19 protein-coding genes are annotated in these 17625 nt (G+C 63.9%); 13 read left to right on the forward strand and 6 right to left on the reverse strand.

The genetic code is table 11. The features are described from left to right. Nucleotides 1–216 precede the first annotated feature (216 nt). Nucleotides 217–423: a 30S ribosomal protein S21 gene (gene rpsU / locus ASD73_RS16250; RefSeq protein WP_037510267.1), complete on the forward strand. Its 207-nt coding sequence runs from the start codon at nucleotides 217–219 to the stop codon at nucleotides 421–423. A gap of 168 nt (nucleotides 424–591) precedes the next feature. After that, complete coding sequence (locus ASD73_RS16255; protein ID WP_056373977.1) at nucleotides 592–1119, forward strand: FKBP-type peptidyl-prolyl cis-trans isomerase; 528 nt, start codon at nucleotides 592–594, stop codon at nucleotides 1117–1119. Between the two features lie 39 nt (nucleotides 1120–1158). Here the strand turns inward: ASD73_RS16255 and ASD73_RS16260 are convergent, their stop codons facing one another. The 5 genes from ASD73_RS16260 to pyrE are packed head-to-tail and all read right to left on the reverse strand — an operon-like array spanning nucleotide 1159 to nucleotide 4888. Next, entirely contained in the window at nucleotides 1159–2280 is a 1122-nt protein-coding gene (locus ASD73_RS16260) for an AI-2E family transporter (protein ID WP_056373979.1), read from the reverse strand. 20 nt (nucleotides 2281–2300) lie between these two features. Beyond that, nucleotides 2301–3149 (reverse strand): signal peptidase I, encoded by an 849-nt coding sequence (gene lepB, locus ASD73_RS16265; RefSeq protein WP_056373981.1) that lies wholly within the window; start codon nucleotides 3147–3149, stop codon nucleotides 2301–2303. A gap of 7 nt (nucleotides 3150–3156) precedes the next feature. Next, nucleotides 3157–3558, reverse strand: a complete 402-nt coding sequence (gene acpS / locus ASD73_RS16270; protein ID WP_056373983.1) for a holo-ACP synthase — start codon at nucleotides 3556–3558, stop codon at nucleotides 3157–3159. Further along, nucleotides 3555–4304, reverse strand: a complete 750-nt coding sequence (locus ASD73_RS16275) for a pyridoxine 5'-phosphate synthase (RefSeq protein ID WP_056373985.1) — start codon at nucleotides 4302–4304, stop codon at nucleotides 3555–3557. Before ASD73_RS16275 ends, acpS begins: the two co-directional genes overlap by 4 nt. Continuing rightward, on the reverse strand, nucleotides 4301–4888 hold the full coding sequence (pyrE, locus tag ASD73_RS16280; protein ID WP_056373987.1) for an orotate phosphoribosyltransferase: 588 nt from the start codon (nucleotides 4886–4888) through the stop codon (nucleotides 4301–4303). The genes ASD73_RS16275 and pyrE overlap by 4 nt, the downstream gene beginning before the upstream one ends. A 232-nt stretch (nucleotides 4889–5120) precedes the next feature. Between pyrE and coxB the strand changes: the two genes are divergently transcribed. The 10 genes from coxB to ASD73_RS16325 all read left to right on the forward strand — a co-directional run bounded on the left by coxB (nucleotide 5121) and on the right by ASD73_RS16325 (nucleotide 13894). After that, nucleotides 5121–6224 carry a cytochrome c oxidase subunit II gene (gene coxB / locus ASD73_RS16285; protein ID WP_056373990.1) on the forward strand — a complete coding sequence of 368 codons (1104 nt, stop codon included), beginning with the start codon at nucleotides 5121–5123 and terminating at the stop codon, nucleotides 6222–6224. 15 nt (nucleotides 6225–6239) lie between these two features. Continuing rightward, nucleotides 6240–7910 (forward strand): cytochrome c oxidase subunit I, encoded by a 1671-nt coding sequence (gene ctaD / locus ASD73_RS16290; protein WP_056373991.1) that lies wholly within the window; start codon nucleotides 6240–6242, stop codon nucleotides 7908–7910. 60 nt (nucleotides 7911–7970) lie between these two features. Further along, nucleotides 7971–8882 carry a heme o synthase gene (locus ASD73_RS16295; RefSeq protein ID WP_056373994.1) on the forward strand — a complete coding sequence of 304 codons (912 nt, stop codon included), beginning with the start codon at nucleotides 7971–7973 and terminating at the stop codon, nucleotides 8880–8882. Beyond that, nucleotides 8879–9028: a hypothetical protein gene (locus ASD73_RS23070; protein ID WP_200934970.1), complete on the forward strand. Its 150-nt coding sequence runs from the start codon at nucleotides 8879–8881 to the stop codon at nucleotides 9026–9028. The genes ASD73_RS16295 and ASD73_RS23070 overlap by 4 nt, the downstream gene beginning before the upstream one ends. Continuing rightward, nucleotides 9025–9600, forward strand: a complete 576-nt coding sequence (locus tag ASD73_RS16300; RefSeq protein WP_056373996.1) for a cytochrome c oxidase assembly protein — start codon at nucleotides 9025–9027, stop codon at nucleotides 9598–9600. Before ASD73_RS23070 ends, ASD73_RS16300 begins: the two co-directional genes overlap by 4 nt. A gap of 80 nt (nucleotides 9601–9680) precedes the next feature. Next, nucleotides 9681–10556, forward strand: a complete 876-nt coding sequence (locus tag ASD73_RS16305; protein ID WP_056373998.1) for a cytochrome c oxidase subunit 3 — start codon at nucleotides 9681–9683, stop codon at nucleotides 10554–10556. Nucleotide 10557: 1 nt separating this feature from the next. Further along, complete coding sequence (locus tag ASD73_RS16310; RefSeq protein WP_056374000.1) at nucleotides 10558–10950, forward strand: DUF983 domain-containing protein; 393 nt, start codon at nucleotides 10558–10560, stop codon at nucleotides 10948–10950. Next, nucleotides 10943–11587, forward strand: coding sequence for an SURF1 family protein (locus ASD73_RS16315; RefSeq protein WP_056374002.1), 645 nt, complete (start codon nucleotides 10943–10945; stop codon nucleotides 11585–11587). Before ASD73_RS16310 ends, ASD73_RS16315 begins: the two co-directional genes overlap by 8 nt. A 26-nt stretch (nucleotides 11588–11613) precedes the next feature. After that, complete coding sequence (gene thrC / locus ASD73_RS16320) at nucleotides 11614–13011, forward strand: threonine synthase (protein ID WP_056374004.1); 1398 nt, start codon at nucleotides 11614–11616, stop codon at nucleotides 13009–13011. A gap of 4 nt (nucleotides 13012–13015) precedes the next feature. Then, the gene (locus ASD73_RS16325) at nucleotides 13016–13894 is read left to right on the forward strand and encodes a class I SAM-dependent methyltransferase (RefSeq protein WP_056375160.1); all 879 of its coding nucleotides are present in this window, start codon (nucleotides 13016–13018) and stop codon (nucleotides 13892–13894) included. 20 nt (nucleotides 13895–13914) lie between these two features. Here the strand turns inward: ASD73_RS16325 and ASD73_RS16330 are convergent, their stop codons facing one another. Next, nucleotides 13915–14250, reverse strand: a complete 336-nt coding sequence (locus ASD73_RS16330; RefSeq protein ID WP_156377438.1) for a hypothetical protein — start codon at nucleotides 14248–14250, stop codon at nucleotides 13915–13917. Nucleotides 14251–14629: 379 nt separating this feature from the next. Here ASD73_RS16330 and ASD73_RS16335 point away from each other — a divergent pair, with 379 nt between their 5' ends. Then, nucleotides 14630–17578 carry a TonB-dependent receptor gene (locus tag ASD73_RS16335; RefSeq protein ID WP_235534615.1) on the forward strand — a complete coding sequence of 983 codons (2949 nt, stop codon included), beginning with the start codon at nucleotides 14630–14632 and terminating at the stop codon, nucleotides 17576–17578. Nucleotides 17579–17625 lie beyond the last annotated feature (47 nt).

Genomic DNA, 17625 nt, shown 5'->3' on the forward strand with positions numbered 1-17625 from the left:
GCACAATCCCGACAGCGGGTGGGGCGGTTCGATAGCGGGGCAGGCGCGGTTTACCGCGCAAGGGCTTGCATTTTGCCGCGAATCCTTTTAGTGGCCCAGCCATCGGAACGTCGCGGGTTCGCGGCGCTTCTTTTATTGCCCTTATATCGGCGATTTATGGCGGACCGGATGGCCGGTAGCCGTTCATCGTTGGACGAACCGGAGACGACACGGCGTATGCAGATCATCGTTCGCGACAATAATGTCGACCAGGCCCTTCGCGCGCTCAAGAAGAAGCTGCAGCGTGAGGGCGTGTATCGCGAAATGAAGCTGCGCCGTCATTACGAGAAGCCCAGCGAAAAGCGCGCGCGCGAGCACGCCGCCGCTGTCCGTCGCGCCCGCAAGATGGAGCGCAAGCGGATGGAACGCGACGGGATCAAGTAAGACCGTCTCCCGTTCGGGATCCTCATCGTGAAAAGGGCGCCGCGGCAACGCGGCGCCCTTTTTCGTTATGCGTGCGCGCATAATTGCCTCTGGACCGTTCCGCGCCGCACCGCCTATAGGCCTCGCCAACATTTGCGCCCGCGGGCGCCTGCGGAAGGATCAGCAGAGATGAGCGTAACGACGGTTCCATTGCGTCCGGTGAGCAAAGGCGGCCTGTGGCTGATGTGGTTTGGCCTCGCGGCACTGCTCGTGGCGGGTGCGGCCTTTGCATGGCACATGACCCCGCGCATCGGGTTCGAAGTCGTCAAGGAAGGCACCGGGCCGAGCCCGACCAAGGCCGACGTCGTGCTGGTCAAATATGAAGGCAAGCTCGACGACGGCACCGTTTTCGACGCCAACGAACAGGCGCCGATGCAGGTCGCGCAGGTCGTTCCGGGCTTTTCGGAAGCGCTGACCCGCATGAAAAAGGGCGGCGAGTACAAGATCACCATCCCCGCGCAGCTCGGCTATGGCGATCGCGCCGTCGGTCCGATCCCGGCCGGCAGCACGCTGCACTTTGCCGTCACGCTGCTCGACTTCCGCTCGGAGGCCGAGGTTCGCGCGATGCAGCAGCAGATGCAGCAACAGCAGCAGATGATGCAGGGGGGCCCCGGTGGCGCTCCGGGCGGTCCGCCTCCGGGCATCCCGCCGCAGTAATAAGCGAGCGGTCTCGACGAAATCAAAGCGGCGGTGGGTTCAGGTGCCCGCCGCCGTTGTCGTTTTGGCGCCATTGGCGTTGCGCTCGGCCTCCCGTTCCAGCGCGACCTTGATCATCGCGACGATCGGGTCGGCTAGGAACAATCCCATGAGGCCGAGCAACGCGCCGAACAGGATCTGCGCGCCGAGAACCAGCGCGGGCGCAAGGTCGACCGTCTTTTTCGCGACCATCGGCACGATCAGATAGCCGTCGACCGTCTGGACGATGAAATAGATCGCGATCGCCCACAGCCCGGTGTCGGTCCCCGCCGAAAAGCCGACGAGCACCAGCAGCACGCCCGACACGATCGCACCGATATTGGGGATGAAGGCGAGCAGGCCGGTGAGCAGGCCCATCAATGCCGCCATTGGGATACCGACCGCAAGGCACGCGAGCCAGGTGCCGATGCCCTCGACGAGCATGCCGAGCAGGCGTCCCGCCATCAGCCGGCGGAGCGTGAAGCCCATGCGCGCGGTGGTGATGTAGAAATTCTCGCGGCTTTTCATCGGCAGCATCCACGCGACGCCGCGTTCGTAAAGCCGCGGCTCGATCGCGATGAAGATGCCGAGGACGAGGATCATGATGAGGCTGGTGAGGCCACCCAGCACGGTGCCGACCGCGGCGGTGACGCGCCCGAATGTGCCGGCGAGATTGTCGGTGATCGTCTTGGTGTCGAGCTGGAAATTGCCCATGCCATGATCGCTCGCCCAGGCGGCGATGCGTTCGACCTGACCCATCACGACCTTTTGCAGCGTCGCTGCCTGATCGGCGATCTGCGACCCGGCGAACATCACGGTCCAGATCAGGAAGACAAGCAGTGACAGGCAGACGATCGCCAGCCGCCAGCCGCGCGCGATCGGCAGCACCCGTCCGAGTAGCCGCGTTCCGCCGTCGAGCATCGATGCCATCACGATGCCGGCAAAGATCAGCAGGATCGGCTGGATCAGAACGATGCACACGCCGATGAGCAACGCGAGGCCGATCCAGACGCCGGCCTTCAGCAACTCCGTGCGGACGAGCTGGCTGCGGATTTCGGTGGGGCCGGGGGCTTCGGTGTGAGCTTCGGCCTTGGCGGCGGCGGTAGCGGCGCGCGTTCCGGTTGTTTTCCTTGTCGCCGCCATGTCTTTTGTTCCCTGTTGTGTCAGTTGCCTTGACGCTCGGGCCGCAGGTCGGTTCCCGCGCGCCCCGATCGCAAAGCGTTAAACCAGCTCAATGGGTTATACCACTCGGCGGTTCCATCGGTCGAAAAGCTGATGATCTCTGCGCGCCCGGCGATCGCGTCGAAAGGGACGGCGCCGCCGAGGCCTTTCTGGTTCGTATCGACGCGGCTGTCGGCGCTGCCGTCGCGGTTGTCGCCCATGAGGAAGACGTGATCGGCGGGCACGGTGACCGGACCATAATCGTCGGTCGCATAGCCGGGGCCCATGTCGATCGTGTCGAAGGTCGCGCCGCCGGGCAGCGTTTCGCGGACGATCGGCAATTCGAGCATTTCTCTGCCGTTCGCATCGCGGGAGATGAAGCGGAACAGGCTGCTGTCGGGGCCGGGCAAATTGGGATCGACCGGGATCGAGAGCATCGGCTGGACCTCGCGCTTCACCGGCTTGCCGTTGATGCTGAGTTCGCCGTTGCGCAGCGCGATCGTATCGCCGGGCAGGCCGATGACGCGCTTGATGTAATCGATCCGCGTCACCGGATGCTCAAGCACCACGATGTCGCCGCGTTCGGGCAGCTTGGCGAACAGACGGCCTTCAACCTTGGGCGCAAGGTGAAAGCTGACCGACGAATAGGACCAGCCGTAGGGATATTTGCTGACGATGAGTCGGTCGCCGTTGCGCAGCACCGGCATCATCGAGTCGGACGGGATATAGAAAGGCTTGGCGACGCAGCTGTGGATGCCGAGCACGAGCAGCAGGATCACCACGACATCGCGGATCAGCTTGCCCCAGCCGCCGTCGTCCTTCGCCCCGTTTCTCGAGCCGCTTTTCGCCATGTCGATTTCAGTCCTTGATTGCTTCGATGATGACGAAGGCCTGCGCCCACGGATGGTCGTCGGTCAGCGTCAAATGGATGTGCGCGGTATGGCCGGCCGGAATCATCTGCGCGAGCCGCTCGGCGGCCCCGCCGGTCAGCGCCAGCGTTGGCGCTCCCGACGGCGCGTTGACGACGCCGATGTCCTTCATGAACACGCCGCGCTTGAACCCGGTGCCGACGGCTTTCGAAAAGGCTTCCTTCGCCGCGAAACGCTTGGCGTAAGTGCCGGCGCGGGTAAACGGGCGCCGCGCCGCCTTCGCGCGCTCGATATCGGTAAAAACGCGATTCTCGAACCGCTCGCCAAAGCGGTCGAGCGAATTCTGGATACGCTCTATATTACAAAGGTCGGAGCCGAGACCGATGATCACGGCGCGCCTCGCGCCTCGTCCATCAGCGCGCGCATCCGGCGCACCGCATCTTCCAGCCCGGTAAAGATCGCCTCGCCGATCAGATAATGGCCGATGTTGAGTTCGGCGAGCTGCGGGATCGCCGCGACCGGCACGACATTCTCATAGGTCAGCCCGTGGCCCGCGTGCGGCTCGATGCCATTCTTCCACGCGAGCGCCGCGGCGTCGGCGAGGCGGCGGAGTTCGGCGGCGCGCTCCTCGCCCTCTACATGCGCATAGCGGCCGGTGTGGAATTCGACGACGGGCGCGCGGAGGCGCATCGCCGCCTCGATCTGCCGCGCATCGGGTTCGATGAACAGGCTGACGCGGATGCCCGCATCGTTCAGCCGCGACACGATGGGGGCAAGGTGGTTGTGCTGTCCCGCCGCGTCGAGCCCGCCCTCGGTCGTGCGCTCCTCGCGCTTTTCGGGGACGATGCACGCCGCATGCGGCATGTGGCGCAGCGCGATCTCGAGCATTTCGTCGGTCGCCGCCATTTCGAGGTTGAGCGGCAGGTCGGTCGCCGCCTGGATGCGTGCCAAGTCGTCGTCGCGGATATGGCGCCGGTCTTCGCGCAAATGCGCGGTGATTCCGTCGCCGCCGACCGCCGCGACGATTTCGGCCGCGCGCACCGGGTCGGGATGCTCGCCCCCCCGCGCGTTGCGGATCGTCGCGACATGGTCGATGTTGACGCCAAGGCGCAGACGCGAAGGCGAGGGACCGGTCAAGCCGCCTTGCTCCGGCTGCCGGGCTTCACCGCTTCGGTGGCGGCGAGCGTCTCGGGCAATTCGTCCGCGGCATAGGTCGGGAAATTGATCGCGACGAGCGGATAGAAGGGCACGCCGAGTTCGACATTGCCCGCCGAACGGTCGACGAGCGCGGCCTCGGCGACGATTTCGCCGCCCGCGGCACGCACCGCCTCCATCGCCTCGCGCGACGACAGGCCGGTGGTCACGACATCTTCGACCATCAGCACCCTGGCGCCGGGGTCGATCGTGAAGCCGCGGCGCAGTTCGAAGGTGCCCGTCGGCCGCTCGACGAAAATCGCCGGCTTGCCGAGTGCGCGACCCATTTCATGCCCAATGATCACCCCGCCCATCGCGGGCGAGACGACGATGTCGATCGCCTGTTTCAGCTCGCGCGGCAGCTTGGCGGCAAGCGCGACGGCGAGCCGTCCGGCGCGTTCGGTGTCCATCAGCACGCGCGCACACTGCAGATAATATTCGCTATGGCGGCCGGAGGAGAGCAGGAAATGGCCCTGCAGCAGGGCGTCGGCGGCACGGAATTCGGCCAGGATTTCATCATCGGTCATGGAGGAGTTGTTCTTTTGTCCAGTGCGTCGCTCATGATGGGCGACCGGGTTTTGGCGGCGAAGATTATCCAGCCGCAAAATAGTGTTAGAGATGCTTGAGGCAAGCGGCAAGCGGGTCTATAGCGCCCGCGAGATTCAGCCCCTTGCCGGCTGCCGCGACGCATGTCCGGCCGCTGCCGCAAAGGGGGTGGGGCATCAATAAGAACAACAGGCAACGGGCGGCACTATCCTTATGAAGAGCTTGAAAACCCTTGTAATTGCGGCGGCTTTGTCGCTGGGCGCGGTGGGCGCCAGCCATGCGCAAACACCCGCGACGGCTCCGGCCGAAGCACCCGCCGCAACGGCCCCGGCGAATCCGGTTCCGGTCACCGCCGATGCGGCTGCTCCGACAGCGACGCCGGTCGCGACGACCGCCGCGGCCCCGGCTGGCGATGCGACCTATGTCCCGATGAAGCCGACCCCCGGGGTTGGCCAGCCGGTCGACGCAGGCATCGATTTCCAGCCGCAGGTCAGCCCGGTTGGCGAACAGGCTTACTGGTTCAACCATGTTATCCTGTTGCCCGTTATCACGATCATCACGCTGATCGTCCTCGGCCTCCTGCTCTGGGTGATGTTCCGTTTCCGCGCCAAGGCGAACCCGGTGCCGTCGAAGACGACGCACAACACGTTCATCGAAATCATCTGGACCGCCATTCCGGTGCTGATCCTCGCGGTGATCGCGGTTCCTTCGATCCGGCTTCTGGCCCAGCAATATGAGCCGCCGTCGAAAGAGGCGCTGACGATCAAGGTCACCGGCTATCAATGGTACTGGGGCTATGCCTATCCCGACCAGGGCATCGGCGAATATGTCTCGAAGATCCTGCCCGAAGACAAGGCGAAGGCCGCGGGTGAGCCCTATCACCTCGCCGTCGACAATCGCATGGTCGTTCCCGTCGGCCGCCAGGTGAAGCTGATCATCACCGGCGCCGACGTGATACACAGCTTCGCGGTCCCGGCCTTCTGGACCAAGATGGACGCGGTCCCCGGCCGCGCCAACGAAACGACGTTCACCGCGAACAAGGTCGGCGTCTATTACGGCCAGTGTTCGGAACTCTGCGGTGTTGATCACGGCTATATGCCGATCGCCGTCGAAGTGCTGCCGGTCGACAAGTGGGAAGCGTGGGTCCGCTCGAAGGGCGGCAACCCGGCCGGTCCGGTCGCCGCGGCACCCGCCGCTGCCGCACCGGCACCCGCTGCCGTCGCTCCGGCTGCGGCACCCGCCGCGACGCCGGCCGCCGTCACGACCGAAGCTGCACCGGCAGCGGCGCCCGCCGCCGCACCGGCCGCCAAGAATTAACAAGGGGTCCGACAGATGACCGATATCGCAGCGACTGCACCCGCGCACGGCCACGACCATGCGCATGACGACCATGATCACGACACGCCCGGCTTCTTTGTCCGCTGGTTCATGTCGACGAACCACAAGGACATCGGCACCCTCTACCTGATCTTCGCGATCATCGCCGGCATCGTCGGCGGTGGGCTGTCGGGCATGATGCGCCTCGAACTCGCCGAACCCGGCGTTCAGTATCTTTCGGGCTGGGCCAGCGCCCTTGGTGGCGGTGCCGACGAGGTTGCAGGCAAGCATTTCTGGAACGTGATGATCACCGCGCACGGTCTGATCATGGTGTTCTTCATGGTCATGCCCGCGATGATCGGCGGCTTCGGCAACTGGTTCGTGCCGCTGATGATCGGCGCGCCCGACATGGCGTTCCCGCGCATGAACAACGTGTCCTTCTGGCTGACGGCGGTTGCCTTCGTCATGCTCTTCGGCTCGATGTTCGTTCCCGGCGGCAGCGGCAATGGCGCCGGCACCGGCTGGACGGTCTATGCGCCGCTGTCGACCAGCGGTTCGGTCGGACCCGCGGTCGACATGGCGATCTTCTCGCTCCACCTTGCGGGCGCGGCGTCGATCCTTGGTGCGATCAACTTCATCACCACCATCTTCAACATGCGCGCGCCGGGCATGACGCTGCACAAGATGCCGCTGTTCGTGTGGTCGGTGCTCGTCACCGCCTTTCTGCTGCTGCTCGCGCTGCCGGTTCTCGCCGCGGCGATCACGATGCTGCTGACCGACCGCAACTTCGGCACCACCTTCTATGATGCGGCCGGCGGCGGCGACCCCGTCCTCTACCAGCATCTCTTCTGGTTCTTCGGCCACCCCGAAGTGTACATCATGATCCTGCCGGGCTTCGGCATGGTCAGCCAGATCATCTCGACCTTTAGCAAGAAGCCCGTGTTCGGCTATCTCGGCATGGCGTACGCCATGGTCGCGATCGGCGTCGTCGGCTTCATCGTGTGGGCGCACCACATGTTCACGGTCGGTATGAGCGTGAACCTCAAGATGTACTTCACCGCCGCGACGATGGTCATCGCGGTTCCGACGGGCATCAAGATCTTCAGCTGGATCGCTACCATGTGGGGCGGCACGCTGAGCTTCAAGACGCCGATGATGTGGTCGCTCGGCTTCATCTTCATGTTCACCGTCGGCGGTGTGACCGGCGTCGTGCTCGCCAACGGCGGCGTCGACACCAATCTGCACGACACTTACTATGTCGTTGCGCACTTCCACTATGTGCTGTCGCTGGGCGCGGTCTTCTCGCTCTTCGCCGGCTTCTATTACTGGTTCCCGAAGATGTCGGGCCGGATGTACAACGAGGCGCTTGGCCAGCTGCACTTCTGGGTCTTCTTCATCGGCGTGAACGTCATGTTCTTCCCCCAGCACTTCCTGGGCCAGCAGGGCATGCCGCGCCGTTACCCCGACTATGCGGAAGCCTATGCCTATTGGCATCACATCTCGTCGCTCGGCTATGTGATCATGGGCGTCGGCATGCTCTTCTTCTTCCTGAACATCGGCTACTCGCTGTTCGCGGGCAAGAAGGCCGCCGACAATCCGTGGGGCGAAGGCGCGACGACGCTCGAATGGACGCTCTCGAGCCCGCCGCCGTTCCACCAGTTCAACGAACTGCCGCGTATCGCCTGATTTGTGTCGCCTCCTGTCGTTCGACGGCAGGGGGCCCGCAAACAACAGGCCGGAGTAAACATGGCGCAGAGCCTGACCCACGGCGAAACGGCACTACCCGCCGACTGGCGCGACCTGTTCGCGCTGACGAAGCCGCGCGTCATGTCGCTGGTGGTGTTCACCGCGCTGTGCGGCCTGCTCGCGGCGCCGGGCCATGTGCCGCCGGTGCTCGCATTCTCCTCGATCCTCGCGATCGCGCTTGGGGCAGGGGCATCGGGCGCGCTCAATCAATGGTATGAAGCCGGACTCGACGCCAAGATGAAGCGGACAGCGGGCCGGCCGCTTCCCGCCGGGCGCCTTGACCCGCAGACTGCGCTGCAGTTCGGCGTCGGCCTCGCGGCCTTTTCGCTGTTCCTGATGCTGTTCGCATCGAACTGGCAGGCGACGCTGCTGCTCGCCGCCTCGATCCTCTTCTACGTCTTCGTCTACACGATGTGGCTGAAGCCGCGGACGCCGCAGAATATTGTCATCGGCGGTGCTGCCGGCGCCTTTCCGCCGCTGATCGGCTGGGTTGCGGCGACGGGTTCGATCGCGCCGCTGCCGGTGATGCTGTTCCTGCTGATCTTCCTGTGGACGCCGCCGCATTTCTGGGCGCTCGCGCTGTTCATGCGCTCGGATTATGCCGCCGCGGGCATTCCGATGATGCCGGTCGTCGCGGGCGAGAAATCGACGCGGCGCCAGATTCTCTTCTACGCCGTCATCATGGCGATCGGTGCCATTGCACCGTGGCCGCTCGGCTACACCGGCGCGCTTTATGGCTGGACCGCGGCGATCCTGTCGGCGCTGTTCGTTGCGCTGTCGGTCCAGGTCGGCACGCGCACGACGGGCGAGGGCGATATGATGCAACCCGAAAAGCGCCTGTTTGCCTATTCGATCGCCTATCTTTTCATTCTGTTCGGCGCTGTCGTCGCCGACCATTGGTGGCCGCTATGACCGACGAAACCCCGAACGAACCGTTTGACGAGGCCGAATACCGCCGCCGTCAGCGCAGCCGCGCAAACATGATGGCGTGGATGCTCGGCGGGCTCGCGATCCTGTTCTTCTTCATCACCATCGCAAAGATGCAGATTTTCTCATGAGGGCCTTTCCGGTCATTGGGCACCTGTCCCCGAACGCGAAGACCGCAAGCCTGGCAGCGTTGATGGCGCTCGCGATGACCGGTCTCGGGTTCGCGGCGGTGCCGCTCTACGATCTCTTCTGCCGCGTCACAGGGTTCGGCGGCACGACCCAGCGTTACGACCCGGTCGCCGCGGCGGCGGAGCCCGAAATATTGAGCCAGACGGTCTCGGTCCGCTTCGACGCCAATGTCTCGCCGAACCTGCCGTGGAAATTCTATCCCGAGCATCCGACCGATACGGTCAGCATCGGCGCGCGCGACATGGCGATCTTTATTGCCGAGAATAATTCGGCACACCCCGTCGTCGGGACCGCCAGCTTCAACGTCACGCCCGATCAGGCGGGCAAATATTTTACCAAGATCCAGTGCTTCTGCTTCACCCAGCAACGGCTGGAGCCGGGGCAGCAGATGCGCATGCCGGTGTTGTTCTTCGTCGATCCGAAGATCATGGACGACCCCGACGCGCGCGACGTGCAGGAAATCACCCTCAGCTACACCTTCCACCCTGTAGACGAGGGTAAAAAGGCGAGCTAAGGCCGCGAACAAGAGTCTAACAAGACCGGCAGATGATGGGGAATCATCATGCTGGGGCTGCTAAAAACGGGAAACACGCCATGTCCGGTGCGAAACATCATGACTACCACCTCGTAAATCCCAGCGTCTGGCCGCTCATCGGCTCGGTCGCTGCACTCGTGATGTTCTTCGGGCTCGTCATGGCTATGCACGCCGACTATTTCGGCGGCATCGGCAAATGGGTCCTCGGCCTCGGTTTCATGGGCGTGATCGCGACCTTCTTCAGCTGGTGGTCGGACGTCATCAACGAAGCGCACGCCGGCGACCATACCCCGGTCGTCCAGCTGCACCTGCGCTATGGCATGATCCTGTTCATCGCGTCCGAGGTCATGTTTTTCGTCGGCTGGTTCTGGGCGTGGTTCGACTTCTCGCTCTTCCCGGTGCCGATCGAATATGCCGAAGGCGCGGTCACCTCGCTGTTTGGCCAGGACGGTGCGGCGGCGATGACCATGTGGCCGCCGAAGGGCATCGAAGTCATCGATCCCTTCTCGCTGCCCTTGCTCAACACGCTGATCCTGCTCTGCTCGGGCACGACGATCACCTGGGCGCACCACGCGCTGATCCACGGCGACCGCGAGGGTCTCAAGAAGGGCCTGTGGCTGACGATCATCCTCGGCGCGGTCTTCTCGTCGATCCAGGCTTATGAATATATGCACGCGCCGTGGGGCTTCGGTCAGAGCAACTATAGCTCGGCCTTCTACATGGCGACCGGCTTCCACGGATTCCACGTGCTCGTCGGCACGATCTTCCTGATCGTCTGCCTCGTCCGCACCTACAAGGGCCACTTCACCCCGACGCAGCATTTCGGTTTCGAAGCCGCCGCCTGGTACTGGCACTTCGTCGACGTCGTGTGGCTGTTCCTCTTCATCATCGTCTATGTCTGGGGCGGCTGGGGCGCGCCGATCGCCGCGCACTAAATTGCCGGCTGGCGATCACTTTCAAAAGGGGCAGCCGCCGGTCTGGCGCGCTGCCCTTTTTGGTCTCTGCCCCGAATGCGGCGCAAAGACGCTGTTCGACGGGCCGGTGAAATTCCGCGCGAAATGCGAAAGCTGCGGCCTCGATTATGGCCGCTATAATGTCGGCGACGGCCCCGCGGCGTTCCTGACATTGATCATCGGCGCGCTGCTGATCGCGATCGCGCTAACGCTCGATGCCATGGTACGGCCGCCTTTGTGGGTGCATATCATCCTGTGGGTGCCGCTCACCGCCGCCGCGGTCATCTATGGCCTGCGCGTCGGCAAGGGCGCCTTACTGGCGAGCGAGCATCAGCGTCAGGCAGCCGAGGGCCGTAAGGTGGACAAGAATGACTGAACCCGTCGAACAGCCCGTGCGGCGCTGGCCGCTGATCCCGACCTTGCTCGTGCTCGTCGCGGTCGCGGTGATGATCGCGCTCGGCGTCTGGCAACTCCAGCGCAAGAGCGAGAAGGAAGCGTTGATCGCGCTCTACCAGCGCAATGTAGCGATGTCCTCGATGGTCGCTTATCCCGAGCTGCCGCCCGTTCCCGATGCTTTCCTCTATCGCAAGAGCAGCGTCGTCTGCCTCGAACCCGTGCGCTGGGACCCGCGTAGCGGCACCGACATCAAGGGCAAGTCGGGCATTCGGATGATCGCCGATTGCCGCACCGGCGCCGAAGGGCCGGGCGTGCTCGTCGATGTCGGGATCGGTGACAATTTCACGCCGCCCAAATGGACCGGCGGAACGGTGCAGGGGACGATCGTTCCCGGACCCGGGCAGCCGACGGTGATGGAGCGCGCGATGGGCAAGGCGGTGCCCGCGCGCGCGATGCTGATCGCCGATCAACCGGTCGCGGGATTGCGGGCCAGCGCGGTGCCATCGGCCGACGATACGCCGAACAATCACCTTGCCTATGCCTTCCAATGGTTCTTCTTCGCGATCGTTGCGCTGATTATCTACATACTCGCGGTCCGCCGCCGCTTGCAGCCGTGACGGCGCGCCGCTAGGCGCATTTCGTCATGGACTATATCAGCACCCGCGGCTCTGCGCCGACCCTCGACTTTCGTGCCGCGACGCTTGCCGGCCTTGCCAGCGACGGCGGGCTTTATGTGCCGGCGAAATGGCCGCAGATGTCAGCGGACGAAATCCGCGCGCTCGCGGGTCTCGACTATGCCGAAACCGCGGTGCGCGTGATGCGGCCCTTTGTCGAGGGCGTGCTGACCGAAGACGAACTGCGCGGGCTTTGCCGCGCCGCCTACGGCCGCTTCAGCCACGATGCGGTAACCCCGATGGTCCAGCTCGACCATCGTCACTGGCTGCTCGAACTGTTCCACGGCCCGACGCTCGCGTTCAAGGACGTCGCGCTGCAACTGCTCGGCCAGCTGTTCGAAAAATTCCTCGCCGGTGGCGATACGGATATCACGATCGTCGGCGCGACCTCGGGCGATACCGGATCGGCGGCGATCGAGGCGGTTGCAGGGCGCGAGCACATCCAGATCTTCATGCTCCATCCCGAGGGCCGCGTCAGCGACGTCCAGCGGCGCCAGATGACGACGGTCCTCGCCCCCAACGTCCACAATATCGCGATCGACGGCAGCTTCGACGATGCGCAGGCGATGGTGAAGCGGCTGTTCGGCGACGAAGAGGCGCGCAGCCAGGTCACGCTGTCGGCGGTGAACAGCATCAACTGGGCGCGGCTGATGGCGCAGGTCGTCTATTATTTCTACGCCGCGGTCCGCCTCGGCGGTCCCGACCGTCCGGTCGCGTTCAGCGTCCCGACGGGTAATTTCGGCGATGTCTTCGCGGGCTATGTCGCGGCGCAGATGGGGCTGCCGATCGCAAAGCTCGTCGTCGCGACGAACGTCAACGACATCCTCCACCGCGCGCTGACCCGCGGCGACTATAGCGCGGGCACGGTGACCGCGACCGCGACTCCCAGCATGGACATCCAGGTCAGCAGCAATTTCGAACGGCTGCTGTTCGACCTTGCGGGACGCGATGGCGCGGCGATCACCGCGATGATGGGCGAGTTCGACACGAACCGCGCGATGACGATCCCCGCCGACATGCTCGCGGGCGCGCGCGGACTGTTTTCGAGTGCAAGCATCGACGGCGATGCGATGGCGCTCGCGCTGCGCTGGGCGCAGGAACATGGCGGGCAGATCATCGATCCGCACAGCGCGGTCGGTCTCGCCGCCGCGCGCGCGCTCGAGATCGATGCCGATATTCCGGTCGTCACGCTTGCGACCGCGCATCCGGCAAAGTTCCGTGAAGCCGTCGAGCGCGCCACCGGCGTGCGCCCGCCGCTCCCCGCGCGGCTCGGCAATCTGTTCGACCGCGAGGAACGCTATACGCGCCTGCCGGGCGACTATGACGCGGTGAAGGGCTTTGTCCTCGCGGAAGCGGCGCGTGGCTGATCTTCTGCCCCTCGTCACGCTCGTCGGTGAGGCGTGGGACGATTATGGGCTCGTCGACAGCGGCAATGGGCGCAAGCTCGAACGCTATGGCCGGTATCGCTTCATCCGCCCCGAACCGCAGGCGATGTGGGCGCCTGCGCTGCCTGCCAGCGAATGGGACGCCGCCGATGGCGAGTTTGTCCCGGCATCCGACGACGATGGCGGCGGCCGCTGGTATTATAACAAGCCCGTGCCCGCCGAAGGCTGGCCGCTCGCATGGCGCGAAACGCGCTTCACCGCGCAGTGCACGCCCTTTCGCCACCTCGGCTTTTTCCCCGACATGGCGCCGGTGTGGGACTGGCTGCGCGACCGCGTCGCCGACAAGCCCGACCCCGCTTTCCTGAACCTGTTCGGCTATACCGGCGTCGGCAGTCAGGCACTCGCCGCCGCGGGCGCGTCGGTCACGCACGTCGATGCGTCGAAAAAGTCGGTCGGACAGGCGCGCGAGAACGCCGAACTAGCGGAAATGGCCGACAAGCCGGTGCGCTGGATCGTCGACGACGCGGGCAAGTTCACCGCGCGCGAAGTGCGGCGCGAACGGCGCTACGATGCGATCCTGCTCGATCCGCCGAAGTTCGGCCGCGGCCCCGGGGGCGAGCGCTGGCAGATCGAGGAGGGGCTTGCTCCGTTGCTCGCCGATTGCCGCCAGCTGCTCGACGAAGACAGCCGTGCGCTGTTCCTGACCGTCTATGCGGTGCGCATGTCGGCGCTCGCGATCGGCGAGTTGCTGGCGCAGCTTTTCGCCGACCTGCCCGGCAAGGTCGAGTGCGGCGAACTCGCGGTGCGCGAAGAGGCGCGGGGATTGCTGCTTCCCACCGCGATTTTCGCACGCTGGAGCCGTTAAGGAAACCTTCCGGTCAACGGTCAGTTTCCGCTGCCAGCGGGCGGCGGAATAGGTACGCCTCGCGAGCTTTGCGAAAGGCCGTTCGTCCAGTCCTGTGCGCCGCGTGAAGCCTGATCCCACTCGCCGTTCGTGCGGCAGATGCGATTCTTGCGGGCCAGTGAGCCGGTCTGCTCGCTTGTTCGACAGACAATATATTTGCGGTCCTTGCGATCGAGCTTGGCGTTGTGGGCGCGAATTTCGTTCATAGACATCGCGCGCGGATCGATCTGCGGCAGCGCTGCATCCGCCTGTGCCATCGCGCCAGACGGAAGCGCTATCAGCACTAATGGCATGCAATATAATGTGACCGATTTCATCTGCGCCTCCCTCAACAGACGGCGAGATACCATCTCGCTTCTGACAGGAGGCGTAAACCTAGCAAATTGCGGTGTCAAACCACGCATCCTCTAAGGGCCGAACGCGGACCTGGTGGTTGACGTCAGCGCTCGCTGGCTACGCGCAATAAAGCTACACAAGAGCGCCTCTGCCGCATGTATTTTTGCTCGAATACGTAGTCATCTGGGACGAAAGTATCATACCGGGCGGATTGACAAAGGGAACGTTATCATTTAGGTGAACGTTCACATTAGATAACTGCCGCCGAACAGAGCGGTGTAAATGGGGAGGATAGGGGTGCAGGTATCTCAGAAGCATTGGCTGGCGAATCTTCTTGTAGGTACGTCGGCGCTGTCCTTTATGGGCATTGCGCAAGCGGCGGCCGCGCAGGAAGCACCGGCCGAGGGCGAAGTGAACGGCGACGAGATCGTCGTGACCGGCATCCGCGCCAGCCTTGCCGCGTCGGCCGACATCAAGCGTGAGGCGCAGGGTGTTGTCGATGCGATTTCCGCCGAAGACATCGGCAAATTCCCCGACACCAACCTCGCTGAATCGCTGCAGCGCATCACCGGCGTGTCGATCGACCGTTCGAACGGCGAGGGCTCGCTGGTCACGGTTCGCGGCTTCGGTCCGGAATTCAACCTGGTCACTGTCAACGGGCGCCAGATGCCGACCGCGCTGATCGGCGGCGGCGACAACGCTCCGTCGTCGCGCTCGTTCGACTTCGCCAACCTCGCGTCCGAAGGCATCGCATCGGTCGAAGTGTACAAGAGCGGCCGTGCGACGATCGAATCGGGCGGCATCGGCTCGTCGATCAATATCCGCACGCCGCGCCCGCTCGACAATCCCGGGATGCGCGGCAGCCTGTCGGTCAAGGGCGTGTACGATTCGTCGCGCAACAAGGGCAATCCGATCACCCCCGAAGTGTCGGGGATCTTCAGCAGCACCTTTGCCGACGACACGATCGGAATCATGGTCGCGGGGTCGTACCAGAAGCGCAAGTCGAGCACGAACACCGCGAATGTCGGCTGGCGCGACGGCTATCTGGGCAGTGAAAACAACTGGGGCTCGCTGGCGCAGCCGACGCGGGACTCGAACGGCGTGCAAGTGCCCGATCCGCGCTATCCCAACATCACTAATCGCCCCGAAGCGGGTGATGTCTATCAGGTGCCGCAAAACGCGTCTTATGATCTCAACGACATCAATCGCGAGCGCATCAACGGGCAGGCGGTGCTGCAATTCCGACCGAGCGACGCGTTCACCGCGACGGTCGATTATATCTACTCGCGCAACACCGTCGAAACGCGGAACAGCAATGTCGGCGTGTGGTTCAATCACGAGGATACGTCGAGTGCGTGGACCGATGGCCCGGTCGCCGGCCCGCTCTTCTACACCGAACGCTTCGCCGCGCCCACGGGCGTCCCCGGGCCGAACGCCCTCTATGGCGGCAAGGATTTGTCGTACAGCGGCGCGCTGACCGAAAATCGCGCCGAAAACAACTCGCTGGGGATCAATCTCGAATGGAAGGGGCCGGGCGGCGTGACGTTCGAGCTGGACGGCCATCATTCGACCGCCGAGGTCAATCCGGTCAACCGCTTCGGGTCGAGCATGTCGCTGGGCAACGCGGTATTTGGCGTTCAGAACCAGTCGATCAATTTCGAGAACGACCTGCCGATCATTTCCTATGGCATGTACCCGGGCATCGATCCGCTGAACACGTCGCTGATCACACCGACCGGCAACGCCTTCCGCAACGCATTTTTCCGCAACCGGATCAACCAGGTGCAGTTGCGCGGTCAATATGACCATGACGGCGGCTTCCTCGACAGCATCGATTTCGGCGTGTCGTATGTCGACAGCAAGGTGCGGTCGGCGTTCGGCACGATCCAGAACGACGACACCTGGGGTGGCGCGGGTCCGGCATCGACGATCCCCGACGATATCTTCTCGCTGGTCACGCTTCCCGACAAATTCCCGGGTCTTGCCCGCGACGGGATGATCCAGAGCTTCTACACGTTCGATTTCGAGCGCATGGCCGATCTGGTCGAGCAGAATTTCCAGACGTGCAGCAACCCCGCAACGGGTTCGGCACAGCCGGGCACCTGCCTTGCCAATTTCAACACCGACCGGCGCATTTCGGAAAAGACGCTCGCGCCGTATCTGCAGGTCGCGACGGTGTTCGACCTGTTCCAGAATCCGGCGCACTTCACGGCGGGCATCCGCTATGAGACGACCGATATTTCCTCGGCGGCACTGGTGCCGGTACCCACCACGACCCGCTGGATCGGCGACAATGAGCTCAACGTCGTCTTTTCGAACGAAAGCGACTTCACGCGGTTCAAGGGTTCGTACGACAATTGGCTGCCCGCAGTCGATTTCGATATCTCGCCGATGGAAGACGTCAAGCTACGCGCATCGTATAGCCACACGATCACGCGTCCCGACTATGCCAGTATGCAGGGCGGACGCACGATCGATACGCTGTTCCGCGTCGGTGGCGGCACGGGTGCCCAGGGCAACCCCGGACTGATCCCCTATAAATCGAAGAATATCGATCTGTCGGCGGAGTGGTATTACGGGCGCGACAGCTACATATCGGTGGGATATTTCCACAAGGATGTGAGCAATTTCATATCGTCGACGCGCATCGATACCAATGCATTCGGGCTCACCACGCCCATCGGCGGGCCGCGCTGGAATGCTGCGATAGCGGCACTTGGACCTAACGCAACGGTGGCGCAAATCCGCCAGGAGATCATCACGCGGTTCCCCGATACGGTCACCGGCAATATCATCAACGCCGCGCCGGGCGACCCGCTGGTCAATTTCGAGATCACGACACCGATCAACAGCGATCAGAAGGCATCGATCAACGGCTGGGAGTTCGCACTCCAGCACAGCTTCTGGGACACGGGTTTCGGCGTGATCCTGAACTATACGATCGTCAACGGCGACGCGACGTACGACAATACGCAGCCATCGTCGGTGCCGCAGTTCGCGCTGACCGGGCTCAGCGACAGCGCCAACGCGGTCGCCTTCTATGACAAGAACGGGCTCCAGGCGCGTGTCGCGTGGAACTGGCGCGATGAATTTCTCTCGGGAACGGGTCCCAACCCTTTCTATACAGAGGAATATTGGCAGATCGACGCGAGCGCGAGCTATGAGTTCATTCCGGGCTTCACGGCATTCGTCGAGGCGATCAACCTGACCGGCGAGGGGCGCCGCGGGCATCTTCGTCACAAGAACAACGTCAACTTCGTGCAGCCGGGCTTCGCCCGCTACGCGGCAGGGGTCAGGTTCAGCTTCTAAGGTGGATGGGGCCACTTCCGCCGGGTCGCAGGCAAGAGGGTCACGCC

The sequence above is a fragment of the Sphingopyxis sp. Root154 genome, assembly GCF_001427105.1.
Taxonomy (GTDB): Bacteria; Pseudomonadota; Alphaproteobacteria; order Sphingomonadales; family Sphingomonadaceae; genus Sphingopyxis.

Bases quoted from the DNA above. Each gene is read 5' to 3' on its own strand.
- rpsU (WP_037510267.1), top strand. From the start codon at position 217: ATGCAGATCATCGTTCGCGACAATAATGTCGACCAGGCCCTTCGCGCG.
- ASD73_RS16255 (WP_056373977.1), top strand. From the start codon at position 592: ATGAGCGTAACGACGGTTCCATTGCGTCCGGTGAGCAAAGGCGGCCTG.
- ASD73_RS16260 (WP_056373979.1), bottom strand. From the start codon at position 2,280: ATGGCGGCGACAAGGAAAACAACCGGAACGCGCGCCGCTACCGCCGCC.
- lepB (WP_056373981.1), bottom strand. From the start codon at position 3,149: ATGGCGAAAAGCGGCTCGAGAAACGGGGCGAAGGACGACGGCGGCTGG.
- pyrE (WP_056373987.1), bottom strand. From the start codon at position 4,888: ATGACCGATGATGAAATCCTGGCCGAATTCCGTGCCGCCGACGCCCTG.
- coxB (WP_056373990.1), top strand. From the start codon at position 5,121: ATGAAGAGCTTGAAAACCCTTGTAATTGCGGCGGCTTTGTCGCTGGGC.
- ctaD (WP_056373991.1), top strand. From the start codon at position 6,240: ATGACCGATATCGCAGCGACTGCACCCGCGCACGGCCACGACCATGCG.
- ASD73_RS16295 (WP_056373994.1), top strand. From the start codon at position 7,971: ATGGCGCAGAGCCTGACCCACGGCGAAACGGCACTACCCGCCGACTGG.
- ASD73_RS23070 (WP_200934970.1), top strand. From the start codon at position 8,879: ATGACCGACGAAACCCCGAACGAACCGTTTGACGAGGCCGAATACCGC.
- ASD73_RS16300 (WP_056373996.1), top strand. From the start codon at position 9,025: ATGAGGGCCTTTCCGGTCATTGGGCACCTGTCCCCGAACGCGAAGACC.
- ASD73_RS16305 (WP_056373998.1), top strand. From the start codon at position 9,681: ATGTCCGGTGCGAAACATCATGACTACCACCTCGTAAATCCCAGCGTC.
- ASD73_RS16315 (WP_056374002.1), top strand. From the start codon at position 10,943: ATGACTGAACCCGTCGAACAGCCCGTGCGGCGCTGGCCGCTGATCCCG.
- thrC (WP_056374004.1), top strand. From the start codon at position 11,614: ATGGACTATATCAGCACCCGCGGCTCTGCGCCGACCCTCGACTTTCGT.
- ASD73_RS16330 (WP_156377438.1), bottom strand. From the start codon at position 14,250: ATGAAATCGGTCACATTATATTGCATGCCATTAGTGCTGATAGCGCTT.
- ASD73_RS16335 (WP_235534615.1), top strand. From the start codon at position 14,630: ATGGGCATTGCGCAAGCGGCGGCCGCGCAGGAAGCACCGGCCGAGGGC.